This window comes from Thalassospira lucentensis MCCC 1A00383 = DSM 14000 (assembly GCF_000421265.1).
In the GTDB taxonomy this organism is placed as follows: domain Bacteria; phylum Pseudomonadota; class Alphaproteobacteria; order Rhodospirillales; family Thalassospiraceae; genus Thalassospira; species Thalassospira lucentensis.
This window is the reverse complement of the sequence record NZ_ATWN01000001.1, coordinates 44,649-67,799: the sequence shown is the minus strand read 5'-3', so window position 1 is coordinate 67,799 and position 23,151 is coordinate 44,649. Positions and strand designations below refer to the sequence as shown.

Here is a 23,151-nt window from a genome sequence, read left to right as displayed (position 1 = left end):
CCAAACCCGATCCGATTATTCGTCATAGACACTGGATGAGCCGAGGAAGCGTTGGGTCAAAGCACGCCCGCTTTCCTCGCTCTGGGCCTTGCGCGCCCGATCCTGGGTTTCCGCACGTTGCTGGGCAATCAGCATCGACTGGATCTGCATCTGCTGCTTTGTCGAAAGGGCCAGCAACTGATTGGCGGTTTGCTGGGCGGCCAAGGCACCGGGAGCGCCCTGGCTTCGCACCACCAGATCATTGAGCAGCTGACGATCCTGCTGGATATTGCCAGCGATCCCGGCCTGCAAACGCAGGCTCTTGCGATAGGCGTCCATGGTATTTTGCCAGCGTGCGCGCGCCGCGGTCGCAATCTCACTGGCCTTGAGGGTTTCCTCATAACTGTCGGGATATTGCCGGGCGAGTTGCAAATCGAGATCGGCAACATCAAACCCGATCCCGTCAGCCTGCATCATCAAGCCATCGATCCGGTCGAGCGCACTCATCATCTGGCTGGCGGAGGAATAATCCAGACGTTCGAGATTGCGCGCCATGTTCTGCAACATGGTTGCCTGGTTCTGAAGCGAGCGGATCTGATTGTTGATCTGCTCCAGTGCCCGGCTGGCCTGCAGAATGTTCTGGGCGAAATTCGTCGCATCGAAGACCGGCCAGGCGGCAAGGGTCACATGGCTCCAGAACAGAACTGGCAAGACAATTGAAATGGCTTTGAACATCGTGCGTTTCATGAGACCTCTCCTGCCTTGGAAAACTGACCGATCAGATCCCCGGCCCATTCCAACCCTCTGGCCGCGAGGAAGTGTTGGGCAAAATCCGTATGCCCGTGATCGGCCAAGACCTGATCGATGAGCTTCTGGGCGGCCGGGTCCGAGGCACCACACAGGGTCAATGCGATCGGGCCGAGCCCGAGCTCAAACAGCCGATTGCCCTGCCTGGATTGCAGGTAGTAGTGACGTTTGGGGGTAGCTTGGGCGATCAGATCAATCTGACGACTATTCAAACCGAACCGCTCATAGGCTTCTCTGGCCTGCGGTTCGATCGCCCGGTCATTGGGCAGGAATATCCGCTGCGGGCAGCTTTCGATGATGGCTGGTGCGATGGTTGAATCCGCGATATCGGCCAATGACTGGGTGGCGAAGATCACCGAGACATTGCGTTTGCGCAGAACCTTGAGCCATTCGCGAATGCGCGCGGCAAACAGCGGATTATCAAGATAGATCCAGGCCTCATCGAGAATGAGCAGGCTCGGGCGGCCGTCAAACCGCGCTTCGAGCCGATGAAACAGCCATGTCAGAACCGGCAGCACCGCCCCGGCCCGGTTCATCAACTCCTCGGTCTCGAAGCAATGAATGTCGGAAAGTGTTAGCCGGTCTTCAGCCGCATCGAGCAGATAGCCAAGTGGGCCTTCCAGCGTATAGGGCTGCAATGCAGCTTTAATTGCATTGGACTGTAAAAGCATGACAAGTCCGGTGAGCGTCCGCTCCGAGACCGGTGCACTTGCCAGACTTGAAAGGGCTGACCAGACCATATCCTTGATCTCGGGTGTGACCCGGACCTTCTCATGAGCGAGCAGCATCGCGATCCAGTCCGCGGCCCAGCTTCGGACCGCCGGATCGTCGATCTCGCGCAGCGGCTGAAAAGACAGGCCTTCACTGGCACCCAGTGGATAATGCTCCCCACCCATGGCCAGCACCGCAGCGCGGGCCGAGTTGCCCTTATCGAACATATAGATTTGCGCATCGGGGTAACGGCGAAACTGCATCGCCATCAGGGCGAGCAGAACCGACTTTCCTGCCCCGGTCGGCCCGACAATCAGCATATGGCCGACATCGCCGATATGGGTGGAAAAGCGAAACGGCGTGGTCCCCGAAGTTTGCGCATAGAACAATGGCGGACAGAACTGTCCTGTGACCTCGGAGAGATGGACATTATCAATTGGCCCGGCCCAGACCGCTGAGAGTGGTGTGAGATGGGCCAGATTAAGCGTATGGATCAAAGGCTGGCGGACATTGGCATAGACATGACCGGGCAAACTGCCAAGCCATGCTTCCACTGCATTAATCGTCTCGCGGATTGTTGTGAAGCCATGCCCATTGACGATCCGCTCCACCGTTCTGATCTTGTCCTCGACGGCTTGGAGATCGCGATCAAAGACCGTGACTGTTACCGTCAGATAACCAAACCCGACATGATCGCCGCCCAGCGCCTGCAGCGCGGCATCAGCATCCACTGCCTTGTTATCCGCATCGCTATCAACAAGTGCTGATGCCTCATTGGTCATTACCTCGCGCAGGATGGCGGCAACCGATTTGCGCTTGGCGAACCATTGCCTGCGCAAGCGGGTCAGCACCTTGTTGGCATCAGTACGATCCAGCGGCATGAAACGCGAGACCCAGCGATAGGCAAAGTCCTGATGATTGAGCGCATCCAGCACGCCGGGCCGGGTGGTATCGGGAAAGCCCAGAATGGTGATACTGCGCAGATGCCAATCACCCAGCATCGGCTCCAACCCACCCACAAGCGGTGTGTCGGCAAGGATGGTATCAAGATAGACCGGGGTCTCGGGTGCATGCACCGGATGGTGTTTGGTCGAGACGGTTTCATGGAGGAATGTCAGCGTCTCGTCGTCATCCAACGGCACGATTTCGGGCATGAAGCCTGCCAGCAGGTCCAGCACCCGCTCCGTATCCTCGGTGAACCGTTCCAGTTCCAGCCGCCAGTTCCGTCCTTCTTCCTTCCGGCCGGTTTCCACAAACAGCTTTGTGCCGCGTGACTGGATGTCGGGCGGCGGCATGAACAGTAAGGTTAGGTAATAGCGGCTTTCGAAATGTGCCCCCTGACGCGCTTCGGCAAAGGCCGCCCGACGTTCCTCATCGACCAGCCATGAGGCGGGATCGGGAAACTCAGATACCGAATAGGTCTCGGCCTCGCGCCGGTTTGCTTCAAAGAACAGCGCCCAGCCCGAACCGAGACGCTTGAGCACATTATTGACCCGCGCACAAAACCCGACCAGTTCGGCCTCGGTCGCACTTTCGAGATCGGGGCCGCGAAACCGAAAGGTCCTCTGAAAGCTACCATCCTTGTTCAGCACAATCCCCGGTGCGACCAAAGCCGCCCATGGCAGAAGGTCCGCAAGACACGCATTCTTGTTGCGATATTCGGCAAGATTTAGCATCGCCACCATCTCCTCTGGCGCAGATGGCGGGCAAGGACCGGTAAAAAATCCGGATCACGCTTGGCAGCAAACACTGCCAGTGTCTGGCCGATGAAGAACAGCCCCAATCCGGCAGCCCATTGCTGCAGGCCAAGCCCGATGGCCGCTGCGAAAGTGCCATTGAGGATGGCGACCGAACGCGGTGCGCCTCCAAGAAAGATCGGCTCGGTCAGTGCCCGATGGACCGGAATATCTAACCCCTTGATGGACCGATCATCACGCATCAGACCAGCGCCCCACCGCCAAACGAGAAGAAGGACAGGAAGAAGGAACTGGCCGCAAAGGCGATCGACAGACCAAACACGATCTGGATCAGGCGCCGGAACCCGCCGGAGGTTTCGCCGAAAGCCAGGGTCAGACCGGTGACGATGATGATGATCACGGCAACGATCTTGGCCACCGGCCCCTGAACGGATTCCAGAATGCGCTGCAGCGGCTCTTCCCAGGGCATACCCGAACCGGCGGCCATGGCATCGGGTGCCAGCACGATCAGCATTACTGCCGCCAGACAGAAAGCCGACAGGAGAGTACGAGGCGGTACGCAATGTCTTGCGGACATGAATTTCCTCCATTCAGATCGATTGAAGTCGGGGAAGAGTGAGCGGGGTCAGGGCATAGTCGCCATTGCCATCCAGACCGTTGAGCACGGCGATGGTCTCGATCCTGCGCGCCGGACCACGCCCGGAGATGAACACCACCAGATCGATGGCTTCAGCAATCAGGTGACGCGGTACGATCGTGACCGCTTCCTGTACCAGCTGTTCGATGCGATAGAGGGCGGCATGGGCGGAATTGGCATGCACGGTCGCAAGTCCGCCGGGATGGCCTGTATTCCAGGCCTTGAGCATGTCGAGCGCTTCCGGTCCCCGCACCTCACCGACAATGATCCGGTCGGGCCGCAGGCGCAGGGTCGAGCGCACCAGATCGGAAAGCGACACCACATCACGCCGGGTCCGCAGAGCCACGCAATCACGGGCGGCACATTGCAGCTCGCGCGTATCCTCGATCAGGATCACGCGATCCTCGCAATCGGCGATCTCGGCGAGCAGCGCATTGGCCAATGTGGTCTTGCCCGACGAGGTACCCCCGGCGATCAGAATATTCCTGCGATCATGCACCGCTTTGCGCAAAGCATCGGCCTGCAGCGGCAACGCGATCCGGTCACGAACATAATCGGCGAGTGTATAGATGCATTCGGCCGGTTTGCGGATGGCAAAACAGGGGGCACGAACCACGGGCGGCAGTAATCCCTCGAAACGTTCGCCACCGACGGCATTGGTTTGAGCAGGCAGTTCGGCGCTGACGATCGGCTGGTCGGAGTGGGTCTCTGTGCGGATATGCGATGCCACCAGACGGATGATCCGTTCCGCTTCGGCCGGATGAATAACCACCCCGGTATTGATGCATCCCTGCCCCAGCCGATCCAGCCACAGCTTGCCATCCGGATTGACCATGATCTCGATCACGGCAGGGTCCCGGAGCGCTTCGGAGATCGGGGCCCCCAATGCGGAGCGCAGCATGTCGCGGCGGCGTTGCTCGGAGACGGTGTTCATTGTTCCGCCTCCGTCTCGTCGCTCTCGAACGATTTGCGCCCACCGGCAATCTGGCGGCCGACCTGTTCGATGAATTTCTGGTAGCGCTCATTGGCCACCGCCTGGGTGGCCTTGTCCGGGACCGGGGTATGGGCATTGAAGGTGAGATAGAGCCGTACGAAAAACGCGAGGCTCTCGGTCAGAACGTCGATATCCCGACGAACCAGCGCACTCTCCCGGCTGAGGCGGTCCAGACGAATGCGCAAAGCTTCATCAAGAGCATTGGCACCGCGATGACGGAGATAATGACGCAGGGCATCGCCGATGATCGCCGACTTGGAGGTCCCCGGACGTGCCGCCAGAGCCTCAAGCTCGGCACTGGTATCGGCATCAATATAGATGTTGTGACGCGGCTTCATCGCCCCTGCCCTGACTATCGGAAAAGGTCAGGGAAGGATGGGACAAAGGGCCAAAATCTCTTATGTGCCCTACCTACGACGAAACACGTTCTTTATCGACAGAACACAATTGTAAGTTTTTAAATGTTCGGACAGAACTGACACCGTTTATAATCCGTCGAGCAAATCCCGATCAGGCCCCAAGGCCTCATTCAAACCATAGACACGGGCAGGCTTTGACAAACGATCAATCACCCGTTTGTCCGCAACGACCTCGCTATCTTCATCAAGCAATCCGGGCAGATCAGCTTGCGTAAGTTCCGGTTCAGTGATTTTCTGCTCTTCGGATAATGAAGGATGTCGTTGCTGCTGCATTCCACCTTCATCCGCGCTCCCGGAAACGGAAGGATCACGATCTGTACCAGACAGACGGTCATCCATTTTGCGTACCTGTCCTGACCAGCCGTCTTTGCGTGCGTTCGGTTTGTCCGAATATTCTACGTCTGAAAGAACCGGTGCCGGCAAAATACGGGACGTGAAATTCCGGTCTTCGTAATAACGCAACTTCTTCGCCCGGATCGGCGAAAGCCCGGAAATCAGAACCAGTTCATCCTTGGGCGGCAATTGCATCACCTCACCGGCGGTCAGAAGCGGTCGTGCCGTTTCCTGACGCGAGACCATTACATGGCTGAGCCAAGGCGCCAACCGGTGGCCAGCATAATTGCGCATCGCCCGTTGTTCCGTTGCCATGCCAAGCGCATCCGAAATCCGCTTGGCAGTCCGTTCATCATTTGACGAGAATGCGATCCGGACATGGCAGTTATCAAGGATGGCATTGTTCTCGCCATAGGCCTTGGATATCTGATTGAGCGACTGGGCAATAAGATAAGCCCGGATGCCGTAGCCGGCCATAAAGGCCAGAGCCGTCTCGAAGAACTCCAACCGACCAAGAGCAGGAAACTCGTCGAGCATCATCAATAGTAGATGCTTGTGTCCCTTGGCCGGATCGCCTTCAAGACGTTCCGTCAATCGGCGACCGATCTGATTTAGCACCAGTCGCACCAAGGGTTTGGTTCGGGAGATATCGGAAGGCGGGATGACCAGATAGAGCGAAACAGGTTTATCCGCATCCATCAGATCGGCGATCCGCCAATCGCACGCTGCGGTCGTCATCGCCACCGTCGGATCGCGATACAGCCCGAGAAAGGACATCGCCGTCGACAGGACTCCGGATCGCTCATTCTCGGATTTGTTGAGCACTTCCCGTGCTGCCGAGGAGACGACCGGATGGACCTTGGGATCATCCGGTGTCCCCAAATGATTGGTTGCCATCATCCGGCGCAAGGTGGCCGGAAAGGAACGATGCGGATCGGATAAGAATGTTGCTACGCGCGCCAATGTCTTTTCTTCCTCGGCATAAAGCACATGCAGAATGGTACCTACCAAAAGGGCATGGCTGGTTTTCTCCCAATGGTTCCGACGCTCCAGAGCGCCCTCTGGATCAACCAGGATATCTGCAATGTTCTGTACATCCCGGACCTCGTCAGGTCCTTTACGCACTTCCAGCAGGGGATTGTAACGGGCCGAGTGGGGATCGGTCGGGTTGAACAACAGGCAGTGGGAGAATTTGGAGCGCCATCCCGCCGTCAGTTGCCAGTTCTCACCCTTGATGTCGTGGATCACGGCTGAACCGGTCCAGGACAGAAGTGTCGGAATGACCAGTCCAACACCTTTGCCCGAACGCGTTGGCGCAAAGGCCATCACATGCTCCGGCCCGTCATGCCTGAGATACCTGCCCTGATATTTTCCGAGAAACACGCCTTTAGGACGAAACAATCCTGCTTTCGAAATTTCGCGCGGGAAAGCCCAGCGGGAGGACCCATAGGTCGTTACCAACCGGCTATGACGGGCGCGCCATAAGGAACCAGCCACTGCGGCAGCACATCCGATGAAGCCGCTTCCAGCTGCCAGCATTCCGGCCTTATCGAACACCTCAGGCGCATAGGCCTCAAAGAAGTACCACCACGCAAACAGCTTCCATGGTTCATAAACCGGCCAATCGAGAATAATGAACCAGGGATTACCGAGTTGCGCCTGATAGTCCAGCATATCGGCACACCATTGAGTGGCTCCCCATACACCGAGTATGATGACGGAAAAAACAACAAGGATTTGACCAATCAACAGCTTGGTCGGGGTCATATCTGATCTCGCCATTCCTTGCAGCGCGATAAACACACAGTGGCGGTCAGGAAATCATCATGCGGGTAAAGCAGAAACCGGACTTATGTCAGCTTACTTACGTTCCACGACGCCCTTAACCTGTCGCTCTTGCGACTGGACGGTTATTCTGTGTGCTTGTTAGAGAGTTTTCAGCTTTTTGAGGTCAAGTTCGACATTTACCTATCCGAATTCCCAGCACATAGCCGCTTGAATTGTAGACACCCTGTCTGATCAGCGTTGAAACCAGAGTGAGACGACCAAAGGCCTCCCAGAGGATGCTCTCGTCGCCTCATAAATTGGTGAAGCCGGTCAATTTGTCCAGCCGATGCTGATAGGCAATACCGTTACGGTGATTGGGGTGGGATGTCGCAATTAACACCTCGACACGCTCGCTTTCAGTACCAACAACAATGTGCTGCATAATCCATCTTTTGGGACTGGACTGGACGGGACTTGCCAGAGGCCTAAACCGCGGCGACACCGCCATCGACAAAAAGCTCATGTCCAGCGACAAAGCTACTCTCGCTTGATGCCAAAAAGAGGACTGTTCGTGCTACCTCGTTCGGTTTCCCCAACCGCCCAAGCGGAACGCTTTTATTTAGCGCTTCTTCGACTTCCGGCTGCGCGTCGAGGTAGCTCCGTATCAGGCGTGTTTCTGTTCCACCAGGCGAGACCACGTTCACGCGGATGCCTCGCTCCTTAAGGTCATTTGTCCAGCTTCGGGCGAACGAGCGCACGGCTGCCTTGCTGGCATTGTAGAGCGACTGGCCTGGATACGCCTTGGACCCCGCAATCGAACCATTGAGGACGATCACGCTCCCCTCCGTCATCAGCGGCAGCGCTTTTTGCACGGTGAAGACCATAGCTTTCACGTTGAGACCGAACATTGAATCGAAATGGGCCTCGTCGATCGCTTCGAGCGGAACGGCCTCGTGCATGCCGGCATTGGCGAAAACAATATCAACCTTGTTGTGATCATGCTTGATACGCTCGTAGAGGCTCGTCAGGTCGGCCAGATTGGTGGCATCCCCTTGTACGCCGATAGCCCCGTGACCGATCTGGTTTACAGCTTCATCGAGCAGGTGCTGCCGACGCCCCGTGATGTAAACATGGCCACCTTCCTCTGCGAAGAGTTTTGCTGTTGCCAAGCCGATGCCGTCGCTGCCGCCGGTAATTACCACGACCTTGTCTTCAAATCGCTTCGTCATCTGATTACCTTTAAAATGAAATGGAGGGTTCCTCCATTTTAAATATGGAGCTATCCTCCACTTAGCAAGGCTGCAAAGGGAAAAAATATTGAGCGATAAGTCTGGGCTGCGGGTCGACGCGGAACGAAACCGTCAACAGATCCTCGTCGCGGCGGAGGAATTGTTTCTCGAACGAGGGGCCGGAGTACCGCTGGACGAGGTGGCGAAGCGCGCAAAAGTCGGGATTGGCACGCTTTATCGTCGATTTCCAACACGCGAAGAACTGTTAGCGGCCACCAGCAATGAGCGGTTCTTGTCACTCGCGGAAGCCAGCCAGGCACGAGATGCAGATCATGATCCTGGCGCCGCCATACGAGCGTATCTTGAAGAGCTGGCTTTGAACACAAGCACCTATCAGAGTCTGGCAGCTTCTCTGGGAACGGTGGTTGAATGCGGTACGCCCGGTTGCAATGCGATTACTGCGGAAGGCAATCGACTGCTTCGGCGCGCGCAAGAAGCCGGGGCGGTCCACGCGGATGTCACTTTTGCCGACTTTATCTACGTGGTCAGCGCAATTTCGATCGCGCTCGAAAAGGACAACTCACCGAAAACGCGCGTTATTCATCTGGTCGATCTTTTCCTTTCCGGCATTATCGTGCGCTGACAGATGTAGACCCGCGAGCGGTTGGATTAATCGGAGACCTTGCCTTATTTTTCAGTCGATCGCTATCAAGCCATTCAGGATGACCTGAGCCCCCGATTCTCCAGATTTGAGTAGAGTCCCCGTCACATAAGGAGACGGACGATGCCCCCCTCACGGTTCACGGAAGAGCAGGTCATCGGGATGCTGAAGGAGCAGGGGAGCGGCGACGGCTGATGTCTGCCGCAAGCACGGCATCTCCTCGGCGACCTTCTACAAGCTCAAGGCGAAGTATGACGGGATGTACGTGTCGGATGCGCGTCGACTGAAGACCCTCGAGGACGAGACCACCCGCCTCCAGAAGTTGCTGGCCGAACAGATGCTCGATAACGCGATCCTGAAGGATTTCGCCGCAAAAAATGGTGACGCCCAGTGCGAAGCGGAAGGCTGTGGCTCATGCCTAGAGGCGAGAGAGCGCCGGCAACATTGCTTTTGCACTTGACATAGGAAATAACCGTTTCCTATGTTGGGTCATGAACAAGCATTCCCCCGTCTCACCGCCCTGTGATGGGACGGCCTCGCGCTTTTAAAATGGAAGCGGTTCTAGCCAGTGCCGCGCCCGTCTTCCGCGAGCACGGATACGATGGCGCATCCATTGACCTGCTCAAGGACGCGACCGGCCTCACCGCGGGAAACCTCAACAAGGCGTTCAAAGACAAGAAAGGGGTCTTTGCAGCCGCGTTCACCTACTACGTGGAGGATAGGCAGCAACAGCTTGCCGAGCGGCTGCGCGGATCGCACACCGGGCGTGAGCGCATTGCAGAAACCTTGCGATTTTATCTGGATTCTGCTTCCGGCTCGGAAGGGCGTCAAGGCTGCCTTGTACTCGCAAGCCTGATCGAGGCCACGACCCTGGACGGCGCGCTGCATCTTCGGAAATGCCTCCGGATAGGGTTAGGCCGAGGCCGGAATCAGCCGGACGCCAAGCCGCTCCAGAAATAGGCGACTGTCGTATTGCGCCCATTCTTCGATCAGAGTCCCGTCGGGTGCGTAGCCGAAGACGTTGTTGATGTTGAAGAACATCGACTGACCAGTGGGCTGGATCGTCCCAATGGGCGAAGCCGTGAATGGCCTAGCGAAGATGCCCGAAAAGGTCGTGCGAGCGCCGAGATATTGTCGATCTTCGAAGATCTGCTGCCGTGTGACTGCAAAATCATCGAATGCCGCCCGACAGGCCGCGAAGAAGTCCCAAAGCTCTTCGCGGGTCAACGCGCCGCCGTCGGGACCGTAGAACCGGAAATCGGGGTGGAAGAATTTGCTCATCTCGGTCGCATTCTCGCGCGCGATTCCGATCTCACCGATCCGAATAAGCTCGCGTGCACGCTGCGACAAGGTGGAATCGTCTGCTCTTAGATTGGGCTCGTTGCCGACTGGCATGATCTACTCCTTCTTGCTGAGGGCCCCTGCGATTGGGGGCCGCCATGGACAAATAGACTTGTCCTATAGAAAGAACAATACCATCAATTGCGCACACCCTGTTCGAAGATGACCACCTATGCACGAACCCGACCTAAAAGACCTCCGCATCGCTCTCTGCATCGCCGAGACCGGCAGCTTCCGCGGGGCGGCCAAACGGCTCGATCTCGCACCCTCGACCCTCAGCCACGCAATGACGTCACTTGAGAAAGGTCTTGGATTTCGCCTCTTCAATCGGACGACCAGAAGCGTTGCGGCAACGCCCGAAGGGGCTGCCTTTCTGGCGAAGATCGAGCCGTTCGTCTCCGGGCTGGGACAGGCTCTTGCGGCACCGATACGCGGAGACGACCACATTCGGGGTGTCCTCCGAATCAACGCGCCCTTATCAGCAGCGCTCTACCTTCTGACAGAGATCATCCCGGCGTTCGGATTGCACCATCCGCTGGTCGAGCTCGAACTTCATCATGAAGAACGCCTCATCGATGTCGTCGCACAGGGATGCGATGCCGGCATCCGGTTGAGCAAGACTGTCTCGGGCGACATGATCGGCGTGCGGTTCGGCAAGCCCCTCCGCTGGATCGCCGTAGCGTCGCCAGCCTACATCGAGCAACACGGCCGCCCTGAGCATCCGACCGATCTCATGGCTCACCGATGCATCCGCATCCGGATGCCCGACGGACGCCGGTACCTGTGGGAGTTCTCGCGCGGCGACGATGAGCTCGAAGTGGATGTGCCTGGGCAGCTCACGCTCGACCGGATGGTCCTCATGGTTGAAGCCGCGCTAGGCGGGCTCGGCATTGCCTATGTCCTCAGAGACATGGTCGAGGCGGGGCTCGCCGCCGGCCAGCTCGTCGACTTGTTCCCGGAATGGACCGCCGAGGAAGAGGGCTACATGCTCTATTATCCAGGCCGCCGTAGTCCTCCTCCGCAATTGACGGCTTTCATCAGGTTTCTGCGGTCATACGATGCGCAGGCGCGAGATAGTAATTGAAACCGTGCAGTCGTCGACGACAGGACGCAATTCCATTGGCCGCTCTTCGGCTTCAGATGATCGTTGGTCTCTCCCCAGTAGCCGCCTGGCTCCCAGCGCCATGCCGCCATCGTATTGCGGCTTAGATAACTGTCCACACCGCTTAGAGCAGTATCCCGATATTCACCGGTGCGCTTTGCTCGAACGCATTACTCTCGGCCAGGCCAGGCCCCGCTCCGAAAGAAGAGATTTACATGCTTGGTAGTATTGGGACATCCCGACACCGCCCGCGCTGTCAACCAAGGAAATCAGGGACAGCTGCACGGCCACGCTGTAAGGCTGTCCGTTCAAGCTACTACTTTTTCATCGTAGAAGGCGATGCGAAGTCCGGGCCTGTCCTCGGAGACGAGGATATTGAGACGATAGCTTCTCCACCTGCCCTGTGCGTCGCGGAGCGTAATGTCCATATCGCCGATCCGGAGAACTTCGGGATCATCCCACCATTCCATAGTTTCTGGAACGGCTTGAAGGACCTCGTCGAGGACGGACTTTAGAATCGGGCTCTTCCCGCCCGTCAGATAGTCATGGCGCGCCTTAAGCAGGACAAGCCTCGCGGCGAACTGCCAGTCTTGAATCTTCTGCCTGTAGTGGTCCGAAAAGAAGACTATACGGAGCATATTCGGTCGCGGCAATGTGAGGTCTTCAAACAGGATCCTTGCCGCCTTGTTATGGGCCAGAACATCCCAAGAGCTGTTCATTATGTAGGCGGCTTGATCAAGCGCATTGATCATCCTTGCGAGTGACAGAGGAAGCTCGGCACTTTCAGCTCCATCCGTAAATGTCTCACGGCCAGCCAGTGCAAAAAAGTGCTCCCGTTCGGCTCGGTCAAGCCGAAGTCCTCGCGCCAATCGATGGAGGAAATCATCCGATACCGCTATGTCACGCCCCTGCTCGAACCAAGTGTACCACGTCAAGCCGACACCAGCCAACGCGGCGACTTCCTCACGACGAAGGCCTCTGGTTCGACGGCGGCGCACCTGCGGCAAGCCCAGCGATTCTGGAGAGGTGCGCTCGCGACAATGGCGAATGAAGTCCGCCAACGTCTGCCTGGCCGGCACGCGCATTAAACGATCAGACGCCACTTCTCACCTCATAAAACATCACTTTAGTAATAGCATAAAAACCACATTGTAATAGGATTAATTGCGCGTAACCTCAGAGACATGACTATTGAGCGAAACACCAAAGGCGAAAGGTTGAATTGTATGCTCTTCTACCAGTTTCAAAAGGGGACGAATCCGCGACGCGTTATCATCTACCTGAACGAAAAAGGGATCGAGATTCCGCGATATGAACTTGATTACGCGGGAGGAGAGCACAAGTCCCGCGAATACCTCGCAATCAATCCCAGCGGACGAGCCCCGACGCTCGTCACCGACGAGGGTGTGCCGATCACGGACTCGGCTGCCATTGTCGAGTATCTGGAGGAATTATATCCCGACCCGCCAATGATGGGGACGGATATCATTTCTCGATCGCAAATACGGTCGCTTGAGCGCCTGGGCACAGATCTGGTGGTCCGGTCTCAGCTTTGGCTATGGAACGTTACCCAATCCTTTCCTGCCAAAGAAGCATCCCCATCACCGGAGGTTGCCAACAAGCTCTTTGAGTACGTCACCGAAATACTGGATGTTCTTGAGACGACGATCGGCGATAACGAGTTCGTGGCAGGAAACATGCCTACAGTCGCGGACTGCACAGTATTTTCAATTTTTCAAACATGTCGGGAGAGGTTCGACCTACCCTTTGGCTCCGCTCATCCGCGCCTTGACGTTTGGTACAAGAAGTTTCGCCAGCGACCGAGCACCGATTACTAGGAAGTTGTTCATTTGGATAAGTCTAGAGCTATGATCTGCAATTCGAAGAATCTGAAGGCATACGACGGCCCCGCCGTCGTTCCCTTCAAACCATCCAAAATCAGAATGACAATCGTCATGATGGTATTCGTGTATCCCATCGTGACACTCCTGCTCTATGCATTGAGTTCGCTGGCCGACAACTGGGCTTTGTGGCATCGAACACTGGTTCTAACGCCGATCACAGTAAGCCTCATTGTCTTTGTTGTGAGCCCGTTGATAGCAAAACGCTTTGACTGGTTCCTACGTTCTCGCTCAATGTCTTGAAGGGTTACGAATGCGTCACTGCACCAAGGAACTGCGGACGGATTCCGCGGGCCGGTAATCTCGCCTGCAAGTAAAAACAGGCGGCGTTTCGCCAATCCTGATCCAACAAATCAGGTCCGTCGACACGCAAGAGATCGAGGGCAAATCTGCCGTCGGTGCCGCTGGCAAAAGGTACATGGATGACCTCTTTGGCAATGGTTCGGGACTCCGCGCGACGGAGCCCCTCCCCTTAGGTGCAGCGATCGCATGCGTTAGGCAACGAACCGCTCAAACCAGTCGAGCATCGGCTTGGGGTTGGCTGGGAGATAGTTGTAGCCGTCGAAGCGCCGGTTCGTACCTTCGATCCAGATGAGGTCCTTCTGGTCGGTCGGCATGGCGTCGAACATCGCCTGTACGTCATCGGGCGTGGTCAGCGTGTCGTCGCGGACCTGCAGCAGCAAAGCCGGGATGTCCACCGCGGCCGCGTATTGCGGCATGTCCATATCCTTCAACTCCATGCTGGTCGCGCGGCGCAGCGCGTCGGCAACCTCCGGCAGCGCGTCCGACATGTCCATGTGAGCGAGGATCGTACGGTAGAAGGAGCTGAGCGATATCGGCTGCGGAGCGACGATCGCGCGGACGTCGTCGAACTCCTCACGGTGCTTCGATATGGCGACCATGGTCGCGTTCATGCCGCAGCAGCGGCTGAGCAGACCGAGCTTCAGGTTCTTGAGGTCAGACCGCGTGCGAACATAGCGCAGCGAGCCGATGACGTCGCGATATTCGCGGATGCCGTTGCCGATAACGCCGCCGCTGCCAGCGCCGCTTTGACCGAAGTTGCGCAGGTCATAAGCGAGGATGTTATAGCCTGCTTCGTGCAGGTGCTTGTAGTCCGGCATGAAGTTGACTTCGATGTTGTTGCCGCTGGCTTCCCAGGCGTCGCTGTAGGGTTTCAGATGACCGGGGAAGCCGTAGCGGTTGGCCCAGATCGGGTGATTGGCGACGATCAGGCGGTCGCTGTCGCCGGGGATGAACCAGCCCTCGATCGTCACGCCGTCCGCAGCGGGAAAGTAGATGTCCTCGAAAGCGATGCCGTCATCGGCCGGTGAGCGCAGGATCGGCGAGCGCGCCGGGTTTTGCATTGCGGAGACTAGTCCAGCGACGAACTCGTCGCGGGTGGGTTGTGCAACTGAAGTTTCCGTTACTTGGGTCATGTTATTGTCCTTTCTATGAATATGCGTACCAGTTAGCCGCGATAGATCGGCGTCGCACCGGACGCGCGCCGACGGTCGCCGAGCCCCTCCAGCTTTTCGCGGAGCAATTCGATATTGCGCTCGCCCGTCACCAGCCCCTCGGCCGTGGCATGAACCGAGTAGTAGCCGAGGTGAAGATCATGTGGATGGGGGATCGCCGAGCCCAGCACGAAGGTCGCGCCATCAGCTCCTCCCACCAGTTCGACGACGTCCTCACCTTCGGCGAGGACGAGCATCTCACCCGCGGAACCGGTAACCGTTCCGACTAGGCTGCCGTGCGAGAGCGCGAGCCAACCGACGGTGTGGTCAGCAGGAGGCGTGTAGGTCCAACGCTCTCCGGGCGCGAGCGTCACCAGCAGATAGGTGGTCCCGACGGGCGCTTTGACGGGGCTGGTGACGCCCTCGTGCGTGCCGATGATGACGTGCGCGGGGCCGACATGGTGCATCGCCGACGCCTCGATATACTGGCTTTCGACCTGAGCCAGCTCGAGCTCGGACGGCAACGCGAGCCACAGCTGAAAGCCTCTGACGCGCTCGGACCTGCCGGAGGACAGTTCCTTGCCGTGCCAGACACCGCCGCCGGCGCGCATCCACTCGACGCCGCCATATTCGATGTAGCCCTGGCCTGCCTCGGGATCGTCATAGTGCACGTCGCCTTCGGTAATGACGGTGACAGTCGCAATCCCCGAGTGGGGATGCACAACGCCCGCCGCCGTCATCTCGCTCATGTTCGCGTCGAAGATGTCCAGAAACACGAACGGCTTAAGCTGCTCGCCCAGATCGCTGGGGCTCATTAGCCGGGTGATCGGACCGTGACCGCGGCCGCGGGTCCGGTAGACGACCGGGCGATCGGCAGTGGCACGGATTTCGGCCGGCTCTTGGGGGTCAGAACGAATGAGATTGATGGTCGACATGATTATTCTCCTCGAAGCGCAGCGAACTCTTCGGCTGCTCAGTTGACAGTTGAAAATTGGCTTGCGGATGGCGCCACGACTAGTCAGCGAGACTGCGCAGCGGGGTCGCGGAAATAGGAACACTTCGCTGTGACCCGAGCACGAAAAAGCCAGGCATGCAGGTCAATGCGTGCCTGACTTGGGAGATCGCGGAGGGTGAGCGGATCAGTCCGTAGTGGCGAGAACACCTGTGGCGCTGCGCCGATTGGTCGAGCGATTATCCAGGCTAAAGGCTCCGGCACCGAAAGCAGCGATCTGAAGCAGGCCGCCGGTCATCATGATGTTCTTGAAAAAGTGCACGAAGTTGTTCTGGTCGGCGAGGTCGCTGTGGAAGAAGATAGCGGTCACAATCGAGAACACCGCCATCGCGGCCGCAACCGGCCGGACCTTGAAGCCTGCGACCAGCAATGCGCCTCCGCCGACTTCGAGCACGACGGCGCCGATGAACGCGAGCGGCGGCAGCGGCAGGCCGACGGCCTCGATGGTGGCAACGGTCGCGGCATAGCTCGTGGCCTTGCCAAGCCCGAAGAGGATGAAAGGCAGGCCGATCAGGAGCCTGCCGGCGAACGGAAGAAAACGAGTGCTGTTCATGGTTCATCTCCAGTTGGAGCAGGATGACGATCATCCGCTGAACCAATGGTGTGGGAAGTCTCTACTTGCCACTAGACAGCAAAGATGCTACTCGGTGGTCCCGAATTCGGAACACTTCGTGTGATTTTACGGCGGGGGGTGACGTTGGAGACCGAGGACCTTAGAGCATTCGTCGAGATCGCCGACGCCGGCGGGATCAACGCCGCAGCGCGACGCCTCGGGCTCGCCAAGTCTATCGTCAGCCGCCGGCTGCTACGGTTGGAGCAGGAACTCGGCGCGGAATTGTTTGTGCGCACCACGCGCGGCGCAGTTCTCACTGAGGCGGGGTTGCTGTTCCGGGATCAGGCCGCCGATATCTGCTCGCGGCTCGACGCCGCGCGCGAGGACATCTCGCCGAATGGCGAGCTTCGCGGCCTACTCCGCATCGCGGGTCCTTCGTCGTTCGGAATGCAATTTGCGCCGACGCTCACCGAACTCGCTCGCCGCCATCCTTCCCTGCACGTCCATGCGCGGTTCTCGGACCGCTACGTCGACTTGGCCGCAGAAGGCTTCGATTGCGGCATCCGCGTGGGTTACCTGCCGGATTCGAACCTGATCGCGCGCAAGATCGGATCGCTTCCCATTCGCCTCTACGCCAGCCCGGACTACATCCGAGAAAACGGCGCACCGGACTCGCCCGCCGATATCGGCAACCATGCCGCGATCACCCCAGGGGCGAACAGCTGGACGTTCAGCGACGGCGCGCAGAGCTTCACCGTCCATCCGCGAGGCCGCTTCCAGGCAGACAACGCTTACATGCTCGCGGACGCAGCAGCAGCCGGGCTCGGGGTCGTCGCGATGGCCGAGCTCATCGCGAACCACTATGTTGAGGCGGGAACGTTAGCGCCGATCATGCAGAGTTACACGCTGCCGGATATCGGCATCTACATCGTGCGCCCGCCGAGCCAGTATACGCCGCGCAAGGTAAAGGTCCTGACTGAGCTACTCGTTGAGACGTTTGCCCCTGCCGATTACGCCCAACCCTCTCAATCCTGGGCCTTCCTCGCGCACGACTAGCAACTGTATTTCTCATGGTGTCTGGTAATTCCACTTTTGCCGAGATTTGCAAATCGCATTGGCGATAGTGACGAGCTTTTTGGCAACGGCAGTGATGACGACCTCGTGCGGTTTTCTGGCGGCGCGCAGACGGTCTGCGAAGTTTTTCAGGACCGGATTGTGATAACTGGCAACGAGGGCGGTCTGGAACATCACGTGTCGTAACAGTCGCCGCCCGTCTCCGATGGCCCGCTTCTCCCGCATGGCACCGCTGTCATGCGCAATAGGCACAAGACCTGTGAGGGCTGCAGCCTGTTCGCCTGTTATTTGTCCGAGTTCGGGCATCTCGGCGATCAGCATGGCGCTGGCGACAGGGCCGGTCCCGGGAACGGATCGCAGTATATCGGCAGTTCCTGTCAATTCATCATCCGAAGCGATTGTCTCCTCGATCCGCGCTTCCAGCTCTGCGATCTGGTGGTCCAGAAGACCTTTGAGCTCTTCATCCATAGTCGCGAACATACCTTCCGAACCCAACCTCTCATGCGCCTTGATCTGCGACAAAAGCCGTTTGCGCGTTTCGATCAACTGCCCGCGCTTTGAGGTTAAGACTCTGGCAAAACGTATCTTTTCATGCGACAGGCCCCGCCCGGCATCGGCCGGAAGACCATGAAGCGTGCAATGAGTTCCGCGTCGACCCGGTCGGTTTTAGCCCGTGTCCCCCGGCTGGTGGCAAAAGCCCTGATCTGAGCTTGTGGCAATTACCGCGTTGCGATCCCGGCAGCGTCAAGGGCAGACCACAGACGCCATTCCTGTCCGCCCGTGGCTTCAAAACACACCAGCGCGCTGATCGATTGTGCCAAATCGACAATTCGGGCATGCCCCTGATCCGAATTTGGCAGCCGCAGCTTCTCCCCGTCTGGCAAACAATCAATATCCAGCCAGTCGCGACTGACGTCTATGCCAATGATACGATTCTGTGATACCTTATTCATGCTCTCTTCCTTCTGATCCGCGAGGGGCGGCGCGTTTACATCGTGTTCCCTGCCGGGATCGTGCAGGGTGAGATGCCGCCGCTCTTTGTGCTCGACTCTGACGGCGAGCCCGAGATCGTCAACAGCCGCATCTATCGCAACATCCTGATCGTCGATCGCATCTTTGCGGCCGCCGAGCTGCGTCTCGGCAGCGGTGACCATCAGCAAACCGTCATAACCGTGCCCACCGACGGGGTGAGGAACGGTTCCCGTGAGGGGATGAGAAACTCCAGTGGAGCTTCTCAAGCGGCGAACGCCCGGAGTTCAAGCGGAGGGCAAGGATCATGAGCGACATCGACGACAACAAGGAAGAAGACGTCACGCACGAAACGCCTTCCGCCGACATCGCCCACAATGGCCAGACGGGAGCTACAATGTTTCCAGAGTGCGCCCAAACGATGCCAAGCCCACAGTAATTGATCGTTTCGTACCTCTTGCGCGTCCAACTGACAGTGATCTCCGGTTCAGTCGTTCACGCCGCCATCCACCATGATGGCAACCCCGGTGATCTATTTTGCTGCAGAGCTAGCAATGAAGGCCACATATCTTTGCATACCTCATTCCGTTGCAAAGTAGACCAGCGCAGCCATGGGGAGCGCAAACCCGATCCAGGAGGTGAGCGTCCAGCCGCCTTGCGCATAGGCCCATCCGCCCAAGGCGGATCCGATCGCGCCGCCTGCGAAGAAGATTGCCATGTAGAGGCCATTCAGGCGGCTGCGGAACTCGGCGCCAAGTGCGAAGATCGCACGCTGACCAAGCGTCAGGTTTGCGGCCACGCCAAAATCCAGAACGATCGCTGCGGCGGTAAGAATTCCGAGCGCGAGTTCCGAGCCGGCAGGTGCGACATGCGTGATGGGAAATGCGCCTGCTACGGCCAGCATGGCGAAGGCCGTTGCGGGACGGGTCCATCCACGATCCGCAACCCGGCCTGCAATCGGCGCGGCGACGGCGCCTGCAACACCTGCCAATGCAAAGAGAGCGATGCCACCTTGCGACAGACGGAATTCCGGCCCGGCCAGCAACAATGGCGTTATCGTCCAAAACAGGCTGAACGCGCCGAACAGGCACGCATGATAGAACGCGCGCCTCTGCAGAATAGGCGTTGTCATTGCAAGCTTGGCCATCGAAGCCAGCAGTTCGCCATAGCCCGACTTCGTCGTCGGCACGCGCGGCGGCAAAGCGCGGTGGAGCACCAGAGCGAGAACAATCATCGCGGCCGCTGATACGAAAAAGACGGTTTGCCACGAGGATAACTCGGCAATGAAACTGGACACAGGACGGGCCAGCATAATGCCGAGCATCAGCCCGCTCATCACGTTCCCGACGACGCGTCCTCGCGTGGCCTCAGGTGCAAGATGAGCCGCGTAGGGAACGAGCACCTGCACTGCGACGGACCCCAGGCCGATGAAGAGCGACGCAAGCAGGAACGGCAGCGCGTGAGGTGACAACGCGGCCCCCAGCAGGCCGAGCGTCGCGACCCCGATCATCGCTAGGGTCAGTCGGCGGTTCTCAACGAGATCGCCAAGCGGCACGAGGAGCAGCAGGCCCGCACCGTAGCCAATTTGGGTAAGTGTGACGATGAGGCCGGTTGCCTGTGGTGAGAACCCGAGCGCCTCGCCGATCGGGCCGGCAAGCGGCTGCGCATAATAGATGTTGGCCGCGATCAGGCCGCAGGCCACGGCCAGAAGGAAGGTCATCCCGGTTGAAACAGTCCGTCGCTCAGACAAGCGCTCTAAGGTCGTATCGGTCATTGTGGTCTCTGCAATAAGGAAACAATCATTTTCTATTTAGGCAAAAAAATTAGCTGACTATGCGCATCGCAACCTCCATCACCGCCGCCATGTCCTTGCGTGCTCGTCCGGTCTTGCCGATGATACGCATGCCCTGGAGAAGGCAGAGGATGAACCTGGCCGTGGCCGTTCGGTCGACCCGGGAGGGAATGGAACCATCCTGTTGGCCTTGCCTGATGAACTCGGCGATCAAAACCTCATTTCGATCAAGGGCGGCGGCAACCTTTCGTGCGACTTCATCATCGAAGACCGCAAGCTCCGCTGCACTCCCAACGATCAGGCAACCTTGCATTCCTTCCAGTCCATGTGCGGATTCGACGTAAAAAGTCAGCAGCTTGCGAATACGGTCCAACCCCGTCTTCGCAGTCCGTGTTGCTTCCGCGAGCCTTTCCGCTCTCACAGCAACATATCTGTCGAATGCGGCCAGGAAGACGGCCCGCTTGTCCTTGAAGGCCTTGTAGATACTGCCCTGGGTCAACTCCATCGCTTCGGTGAGATCACCGATTGACGCTGCGTGAAAGCCACGTTCGCTGAAGACCCGAATGGCCCTGTCGAGAGCCTCTTCTAGATCGTATTCGCGGGGACGGCCGGGACCACGCGTGTTGGCTGAGTAGGGTGAAACATTGGACATACCTGCTTATAGAAAATGATCGCTTCCAAATCAAGCGCGTTTTATGCAGCCAACCGCCGCTGGGAACGCGCGCCTCGAACTTCGCCTGTTCGCGCCAAGGGAGATGATGACGCAGCGGCGGCTAACCGGCGGTTCGAGCATCCCAACCCAGCATGGCAACCTGCGCTACCGATTGGCGCGCAGCGCCGATAAGAGGATGTCCGGTGTCTGGCTCATGCCTTGTCCTCCAGCGGTACGTAAAGCTCTCCACCCTCGCGGAACTTCTCGGCCATGCGCGCCATACCCTCCTTCTGCGCCTCAGCGCGGATGTCGTGGGAAATGCGCATTGAGCAGAACTTCGGCCCGCACATGGAACAGAAATGCGCGACCTTGTGGGCCTCCTTGGGCAGGGTCTCGTCATGCATGGACCGGGCGGTTTCGGGATCGAGCGAGAGGTTGAACTGGTCCTCCCAACGGAACTCGAACCGGGCGCGCGACAGGGCATCGTCGCGGATCTGCGCCGCCGGATGGCCCTTGGCCATGTCCGCCGCATGGGCCGCGATCTTGTAGGTAATGACCCCCACCTTCACGTCATCGCGGTCAGGAAGCCCAAGGTGTTCCTTGGGCGTCACGTAGCAGAGCATCGCCGTGCCGAACCAGCCGATCATCGCCGCGCCGATGCCGCTAGTGATGTGGTCGTAGCCCGGCGCAATGTCCGTGGTGAGCGGCCCGAGCGTGTAGAACGGCGCCTCGCCGCAGACCTCGAGCTGCTTGTCCATGTTGGCCTTGATCTTGTGCATCGGCACATGGCCCGGCCCCTCGATCATCACCTGGCAATCGCACGCCCAGGCGATCTGCATCAGCTCTCCGAGCGACTCCAACTCGGCGAACTGCGCCTGGTCATTGGCATCCGCGATGGAGCCGGGGCGCAACCCGTCGCCGAGGCTGAAGGACACATCATAGGCGCGCGCGATCTCGCAGATCTCTTCGAAATGCTCGTAGAGGAAGCTTTCGCGGTGATGATGCAGGCACCACTTGGCCATGATAGACCCGCCGCGCGACACGATCCCCGTCACCCGGTTCACCGTCATCGGGATCATGTGCAGCCGCACGCCTGCGTGGATGGTAAAGTAATCCACTCCCTGCTCGGCCTGTTCGATCAGCGTGTCGCGGAAGACCTCCCAGGTCAGGTCCTCGGCGATGCCCCCGACCTTCTCCAGCGCCTGGTAGAGCGGCACGGTGCCGATCGGCACTGGCGAATTGCGCAGGATCCAGTCGCGGATGTTGTGGATGTTGCGCCCCGTCGACAGGTCCATGACCGTATCGGCGCCCCATCTCGTGGCCCAGACCATCTTTTCGACTTCCTCGACCATAGAAGAAGTCACCGCCGAATTACCGATATTGGCGTTGATCTTCACAAGGAAGTTGCGCCCGATGGCCATCGGCTCGGCCTCGGGGTGGTTGATGTTCGCGGGGATGATCGCACGGCCCCTGGCGATTTCGTCCCGGACAAATTCGGGCGTGATGACATCCGGGATCGCCGCGCCGAAGCTTTCGCCGTCGCGGGTCAGCGCCTCGGCCTGCGCCTTGCGGCCGAGGTTTTCGCGGATCGCGACGAATTCCATCTCGGGCGTGACGATACCGGCGCGGGCATAGGCCATCTGGGTGACGGCCCGGCCTTGCGTGGCGCGGCGCGGGGCGTTGTGGACGGGGAATTCCGGCACCAGCCGCGCGCCTTCGGCAAAGCCGTTATCTGCGGACTGCACATGGCGGCCCCCATAGGTTTCGCTATCGCCACGGGCGGCGATCCAGGCCTCGCGCAGGCGCGGCAACCCGCGGTCGATGGCGATCTCGGCCTCTGGGTCGGTATAGGGACCAGAGCTGTCGTAGACGGTGACGGGTGGTTCACCCGCCGTGGGGTGCAGGTCGATCTCGCGCATCGGCACGTGGATATCGGGGTGACGCTCGCCCGCGTGCCAGACACGGCGAGAGGCGGGCAGCGGGCCCGTGGTGACGGTTAGGGTCAGGTCTTTCATCGGTCGGAGCCTCCATAGCTCAAAGCGTTGGAGACCCAGTTCCGCGTCGAAT

The 23,151-nt window shown here is 58.7% G+C and carries 26 protein-coding genes and 1 pseudogene; 8 read left to right on the top strand and 19 right to left on the bottom strand.

The genetic code is table 11. The features are described from left to right. Window positions 1-15 precede the first annotated feature (15 nt). The 9 genes from trbJ to K355_RS0100315 form a co-directional block, all read right to left on the bottom strand. Entirely contained in the window at window positions 16-726 is a 711-nt protein-coding gene (gene trbJ / locus K355_RS0100355) for a P-type conjugative transfer protein TrbJ (RefSeq protein WP_022730121.1), read from the bottom strand. Beyond that, window positions 723-3,173, bottom strand: coding sequence for a conjugal transfer protein TrbE (gene trbE, locus K355_RS0100350; RefSeq protein ID WP_022730120.1), 2,451 nt, complete (start codon window positions 3,171-3,173; stop codon window positions 723-725). The genes trbJ and trbE overlap by 4 nt, the downstream gene beginning before the upstream one ends. Then, window positions 3,167-3,436 carry a VirB3 family type IV secretion system protein gene (locus tag K355_RS0100345; protein ID WP_022730119.1) on the bottom strand — a complete coding sequence of 90 codons (270 nt, stop codon included), beginning with the start codon at window positions 3,434-3,436 and terminating at the stop codon, window positions 3,167-3,169. The genes trbE and K355_RS0100345 overlap by 7 nt, the downstream gene beginning before the upstream one ends. Next, complete coding sequence (locus K355_RS0100340; RefSeq protein ID WP_051145917.1) at window positions 3,436-3,771, bottom strand: TrbC/VirB2 family type IV secretion system protein; 336 nt, start codon at window positions 3,769-3,771, stop codon at window positions 3,436-3,438. The genes K355_RS0100345 and K355_RS0100340 overlap by 1 nt, the downstream gene beginning before the upstream one ends. A 13-nt stretch (window positions 3,772-3,784) precedes the next feature. After that, window positions 3,785-4,765 (bottom strand): P-type conjugative transfer ATPase TrbB, encoded by a 981-nt coding sequence (trbB, locus tag K355_RS0100335; RefSeq protein WP_022730117.1) that lies wholly within the window; start codon window positions 4,763-4,765, stop codon window positions 3,785-3,787. Next, the gene (locus K355_RS0100330) at window positions 4,762-5,163 is read right to left on the bottom strand and encodes a ribbon-helix-helix domain-containing protein (RefSeq protein WP_007090702.1); all 402 of its coding nucleotides are present in this window, start codon (window positions 5,161-5,163) and stop codon (window positions 4,762-4,764) included. Before K355_RS0100330 ends, trbB begins: the two co-directional genes overlap by 4 nt. A 147-nt stretch (window positions 5,164-5,310) precedes the next feature. Next, on the bottom strand, window positions 5,311-7,344 hold the full coding sequence (locus K355_RS0100325; RefSeq protein WP_022730116.1) for a conjugal transfer protein TraG: 2,034 nt from the start codon (window positions 7,342-7,344) through the stop codon (window positions 5,311-5,313). Window positions 7,345-7,654: 310 nt separating this feature from the next. Next, complete coding sequence (locus K355_RS26150) at window positions 7,655-7,786, bottom strand: hypothetical protein (RefSeq protein ID WP_022730115.1); 132 nt, start codon at window positions 7,784-7,786, stop codon at window positions 7,655-7,657. A 43-nt stretch (window positions 7,787-7,829) separates the two neighbouring features. Continuing rightward, window positions 7,830-8,573: an SDR family NAD(P)-dependent oxidoreductase gene (locus K355_RS0100315; RefSeq protein ID WP_022730114.1), complete on the bottom strand. Its 744-nt coding sequence runs from the start codon at window positions 8,571-8,573 to the stop codon at window positions 7,830-7,832. Window positions 8,574-8,661: 88 nt separating this feature from the next. On the opposite strand from K355_RS0100315, the gene K355_RS0100310 reads away from it, so the two are divergent. The 3 genes and pseudogenes from K355_RS0100310 (at window position 8,662) to K355_RS25305 (ending at window position 10,194) form a co-directional block, all read left to right on the top strand. Then, window positions 8,662-9,216, top strand: coding sequence for a TetR/AcrR family transcriptional regulator (locus K355_RS0100310; protein WP_022730113.1), 555 nt, complete (start codon window positions 8,662-8,664; stop codon window positions 9,214-9,216). A 141-nt stretch (window positions 9,217-9,357) separates the two neighbouring features. Beyond that, window positions 9,358-9,650: pseudogene (locus tag K355_RS24815) on the top strand (transposase); the annotation flags it as partial. Between the two features lie 133 nt (window positions 9,651-9,783). Continuing rightward, complete coding sequence (locus tag K355_RS25305) at window positions 9,784-10,194, top strand: TetR/AcrR family transcriptional regulator (protein WP_245562878.1); 411 nt, start codon at window positions 9,784-9,786, stop codon at window positions 10,192-10,194. Here the strand turns inward: K355_RS25305 and K355_RS22735 are convergent. Continuing rightward, window positions 10,147-10,629 (bottom strand): ester cyclase, encoded by a 483-nt coding sequence (locus tag K355_RS22735; RefSeq protein WP_022730111.1) that lies wholly within the window; start codon window positions 10,627-10,629, stop codon window positions 10,147-10,149. The two genes, K355_RS25305 and K355_RS22735, sit on opposite strands and share 48 nt — an antisense overlap. Window positions 10,630-10,747: 118 nt before the next feature. On the opposite strand from K355_RS22735, the gene K355_RS0100290 reads away from it, so the two are divergent. Next, on the top strand, window positions 10,748-11,659 hold the full coding sequence (locus K355_RS0100290) for a LysR family transcriptional regulator (protein WP_022730110.1): 912 nt from the start codon (window positions 10,748-10,750) through the stop codon (window positions 11,657-11,659). Window positions 11,660-11,985: 326 nt separating this feature from the next. Here the strand turns inward: K355_RS0100290 and K355_RS22730 are convergent, their stop codons facing one another. Next, a complete protein-coding gene (locus K355_RS22730; protein WP_147250383.1) occupies window positions 11,986-12,780 on the bottom strand; it encodes an MmyB family transcriptional regulator in 795 nt (264 codons plus the stop codon). 123 nt (window positions 12,781-12,903) lie between these two features. Here K355_RS22730 and K355_RS0100280 point away from each other — a divergent pair, with 123 nt between their 5' ends. After that, window positions 12,904-13,515 carry a glutathione S-transferase family protein gene (locus tag K355_RS0100280; RefSeq protein WP_028791177.1) on the top strand — a complete coding sequence of 204 codons (612 nt, stop codon included), beginning with the start codon at window positions 12,904-12,906 and terminating at the stop codon, window positions 13,513-13,515. A gap of 557 nt (window positions 13,516-14,072) precedes the next feature. On the opposite strand, the gene K355_RS22725 is transcribed toward K355_RS0100280, so the two are convergent. The 3 genes from K355_RS22725 to K355_RS22720 all read right to left on the bottom strand — a co-directional run bounded on the left by K355_RS22725 (window position 14,073) and on the right by K355_RS22720 (window position 16,597). Then, window positions 14,073-15,014: an alpha/beta hydrolase family protein gene (locus K355_RS22725; protein WP_081649429.1), complete on the bottom strand. Its 942-nt coding sequence runs from the start codon at window positions 15,012-15,014 to the stop codon at window positions 14,073-14,075. 32 nt (window positions 15,015-15,046) lie between these two features. Beyond that, window positions 15,047-15,967: a pirin family protein gene (locus tag K355_RS0100265; protein ID WP_022730105.1), complete on the bottom strand. Its 921-nt coding sequence runs from the start codon at window positions 15,965-15,967 to the stop codon at window positions 15,047-15,049. Between the two features lie 204 nt (window positions 15,968-16,171). Then, window positions 16,172-16,597, bottom strand: a complete 426-nt coding sequence (locus K355_RS22720; protein WP_022730104.1) for a DoxX family protein — start codon at window positions 16,595-16,597, stop codon at window positions 16,172-16,174. A 144-nt stretch (window positions 16,598-16,741) separates the two neighbouring features. Here K355_RS22720 and K355_RS0100255 point away from each other — a divergent pair, with 144 nt between their 5' ends. After that, complete coding sequence (locus K355_RS0100255; RefSeq protein WP_028791175.1) at window positions 16,742-17,653, top strand: LysR family transcriptional regulator; 912 nt, start codon at window positions 16,742-16,744, stop codon at window positions 17,651-17,653. Between the two features lie 12 nt (window positions 17,654-17,665). On the opposite strand, the gene K355_RS25990 is transcribed toward K355_RS0100255, so the two are convergent. Together K355_RS25990 and K355_RS26265 are read right to left on the bottom strand one after the other, a co-directional pair. Next, entirely contained in the window at window positions 17,666-18,217 is a 552-nt protein-coding gene (locus tag K355_RS25990) for a transposase (protein ID WP_245562877.1), read from the bottom strand. Between the two features lie 173 nt (window positions 18,218-18,390). Beyond that, complete coding sequence (locus K355_RS26265) at window positions 18,391-18,624, bottom strand: hypothetical protein (protein WP_425425729.1); 234 nt, start codon at window positions 18,622-18,624, stop codon at window positions 18,391-18,393. Between the two features lie 72 nt (window positions 18,625-18,696). Between K355_RS26265 and K355_RS25295 the strand changes: the two genes are divergently transcribed. Further along, a complete protein-coding gene (locus K355_RS25295) occupies window positions 18,697-18,951 on the top strand; it encodes a TrbG/VirB9 family P-type conjugative transfer protein (protein WP_425425728.1) in 255 nt (84 codons plus the stop codon). Further along, window positions 18,948-19,079 carry a hypothetical protein gene (locus K355_RS26145; protein WP_022730102.1) on the top strand — a complete coding sequence of 44 codons (132 nt, stop codon included), beginning with the start codon at window positions 18,948-18,950 and terminating at the stop codon, window positions 19,077-19,079. The genes K355_RS25295 and K355_RS26145 overlap by 4 nt, the downstream gene beginning before the upstream one ends. Window positions 19,080-19,220: 141 nt before the next feature. On the opposite strand, the gene K355_RS0100235 is transcribed toward K355_RS26145, so the two are convergent. The 3 genes from K355_RS0100235 to thiC form a co-directional block, all read right to left on the bottom strand. Then, complete coding sequence (locus tag K355_RS0100235) at window positions 19,221-20,414, bottom strand: MFS transporter (protein ID WP_022730101.1); 1,194 nt, start codon at window positions 20,412-20,414, stop codon at window positions 19,221-19,223. A 49-nt stretch (window positions 20,415-20,463) separates the two neighbouring features. Beyond that, window positions 20,464-21,084 (bottom strand): TetR/AcrR family transcriptional regulator, encoded by a 621-nt coding sequence (locus tag K355_RS0100230; RefSeq protein ID WP_022730100.1) that lies wholly within the window; start codon window positions 21,082-21,084, stop codon window positions 20,464-20,466. 212 nt (window positions 21,085-21,296) lie between these two features. Further along, window positions 21,297-23,099 carry a phosphomethylpyrimidine synthase ThiC gene (gene thiC / locus K355_RS0100225; RefSeq protein WP_022730099.1) on the bottom strand — a complete coding sequence of 601 codons (1,803 nt, stop codon included), beginning with the start codon at window positions 23,097-23,099 and terminating at the stop codon, window positions 21,297-21,299. Between the last annotated feature and the right edge of the window lie 52 nt (window positions 23,100-23,151).

Coding starts and splice junctions, on each gene's coding strand:
- K355_RS26150 (WP_022730115.1), bottom strand. CDS start 7,786: ATGCAGCACATTGTTGTTGGTACTGAAAGCGAGCGTGTCGAGGTGTTA.
- K355_RS0100280 (WP_028791177.1), top strand. CDS start 12,904: ATGCTCTTCTACCAGTTTCAAAAGGGGACGAATCCGCGACGCGTTATC.
- K355_RS26145 (WP_022730102.1), top strand. CDS start 18,948: ATGAGCGACATCGACGACAACAAGGAAGAAGACGTCACGCACGAAACG.
- K355_RS0100265 (WP_022730105.1), bottom strand. CDS start 15,967: ATGTCGACCATCAATCTCATTCGTTCTGACCCCCAAGAGCCGGCCGAA.
- thiC (WP_022730099.1), bottom strand. CDS start 23,099: ATGAAAGACCTGACCCTAACCGTCACCACGGGCCCGCTGCCCGCCTCT.
- K355_RS0100235 (WP_022730101.1), bottom strand. CDS start 20,414: ATGACCGATACGACCTTAGAGCGCTTGTCTGAGCGACGGACTGTTTCA.
- trbE (WP_022730120.1), bottom strand. CDS start 3,173: ATGCTAAATCTTGCCGAATATCGCAACAAGAATGCGTGTCTTGCGGAC.
- K355_RS25295 (WP_425425728.1), top strand. CDS start 18,697: ATGCCGCCGCTCTTTGTGCTCGACTCTGACGGCGAGCCCGAGATCGTC.
- K355_RS25305 (WP_245562878.1), top strand. CDS start 9,784: ATGGAAGCGGTTCTAGCCAGTGCCGCGCCCGTCTTCCGCGAGCACGGA.
- K355_RS22720 (WP_022730104.1), bottom strand. CDS start 16,597: ATGAACAGCACTCGTTTTCTTCCGTTCGCCGGCAGGCTCCTGATCGGC.
- trbJ (WP_022730121.1), bottom strand. CDS start 726: ATGAAACGCACGATGTTCAAAGCCATTTCAATTGTCTTGCCAGTTCTG.
- K355_RS22725 (WP_081649429.1), bottom strand. CDS start 15,014: ATGACCCAAGTAACGGAAACTTCAGTTGCACAACCCACCCGCGACGAG.
- trbB (WP_022730117.1), bottom strand. CDS start 4,765: ATGAACACCGTCTCCGAGCAACGCCGCCGCGACATGCTGCGCTCCGCA.
- K355_RS0100230 (WP_022730100.1), bottom strand. CDS start 21,084: ATGTCCAATGTTTCACCCTACTCAGCCAACACGCGTGGTCCCGGCCGT.
- K355_RS0100345 (WP_022730119.1), bottom strand. CDS start 3,436: ATGCGTGATGATCGGTCCATCAAGGGGTTAGATATTCCGGTCCATCGG.
- K355_RS0100340 (WP_051145917.1), bottom strand. CDS start 3,771: ATGTCCGCAAGACATTGCGTACCGCCTCGTACTCTCCTGTCGGCTTTC.
- K355_RS0100330 (WP_007090702.1), bottom strand. CDS start 5,163: ATGAAGCCGCGTCACAACATCTATATTGATGCCGATACCAGTGCCGAG.
- K355_RS0100290 (WP_022730110.1), top strand. CDS start 10,748: ATGCACGAACCCGACCTAAAAGACCTCCGCATCGCTCTCTGCATCGCC.
- K355_RS0100325 (WP_022730116.1), bottom strand. CDS start 7,344: ATGACCCCGACCAAGCTGTTGATTGGTCAAATCCTTGTTGTTTTTTCC.
- K355_RS22735 (WP_022730111.1), bottom strand. CDS start 10,629: ATGCCAGTCGGCAACGAGCCCAATCTAAGAGCAGACGATTCCACCTTG.
- K355_RS0100315 (WP_022730114.1), bottom strand. CDS start 8,573: ATGACGAAGCGATTTGAAGACAAGGTCGTGGTAATTACCGGCGGCAGC.
- K355_RS26265 (WP_425425729.1), bottom strand. CDS start 18,624: ATGAATAAGGTATCACAGAATCGTATCATTGGCATAGACGTCAGTCGC.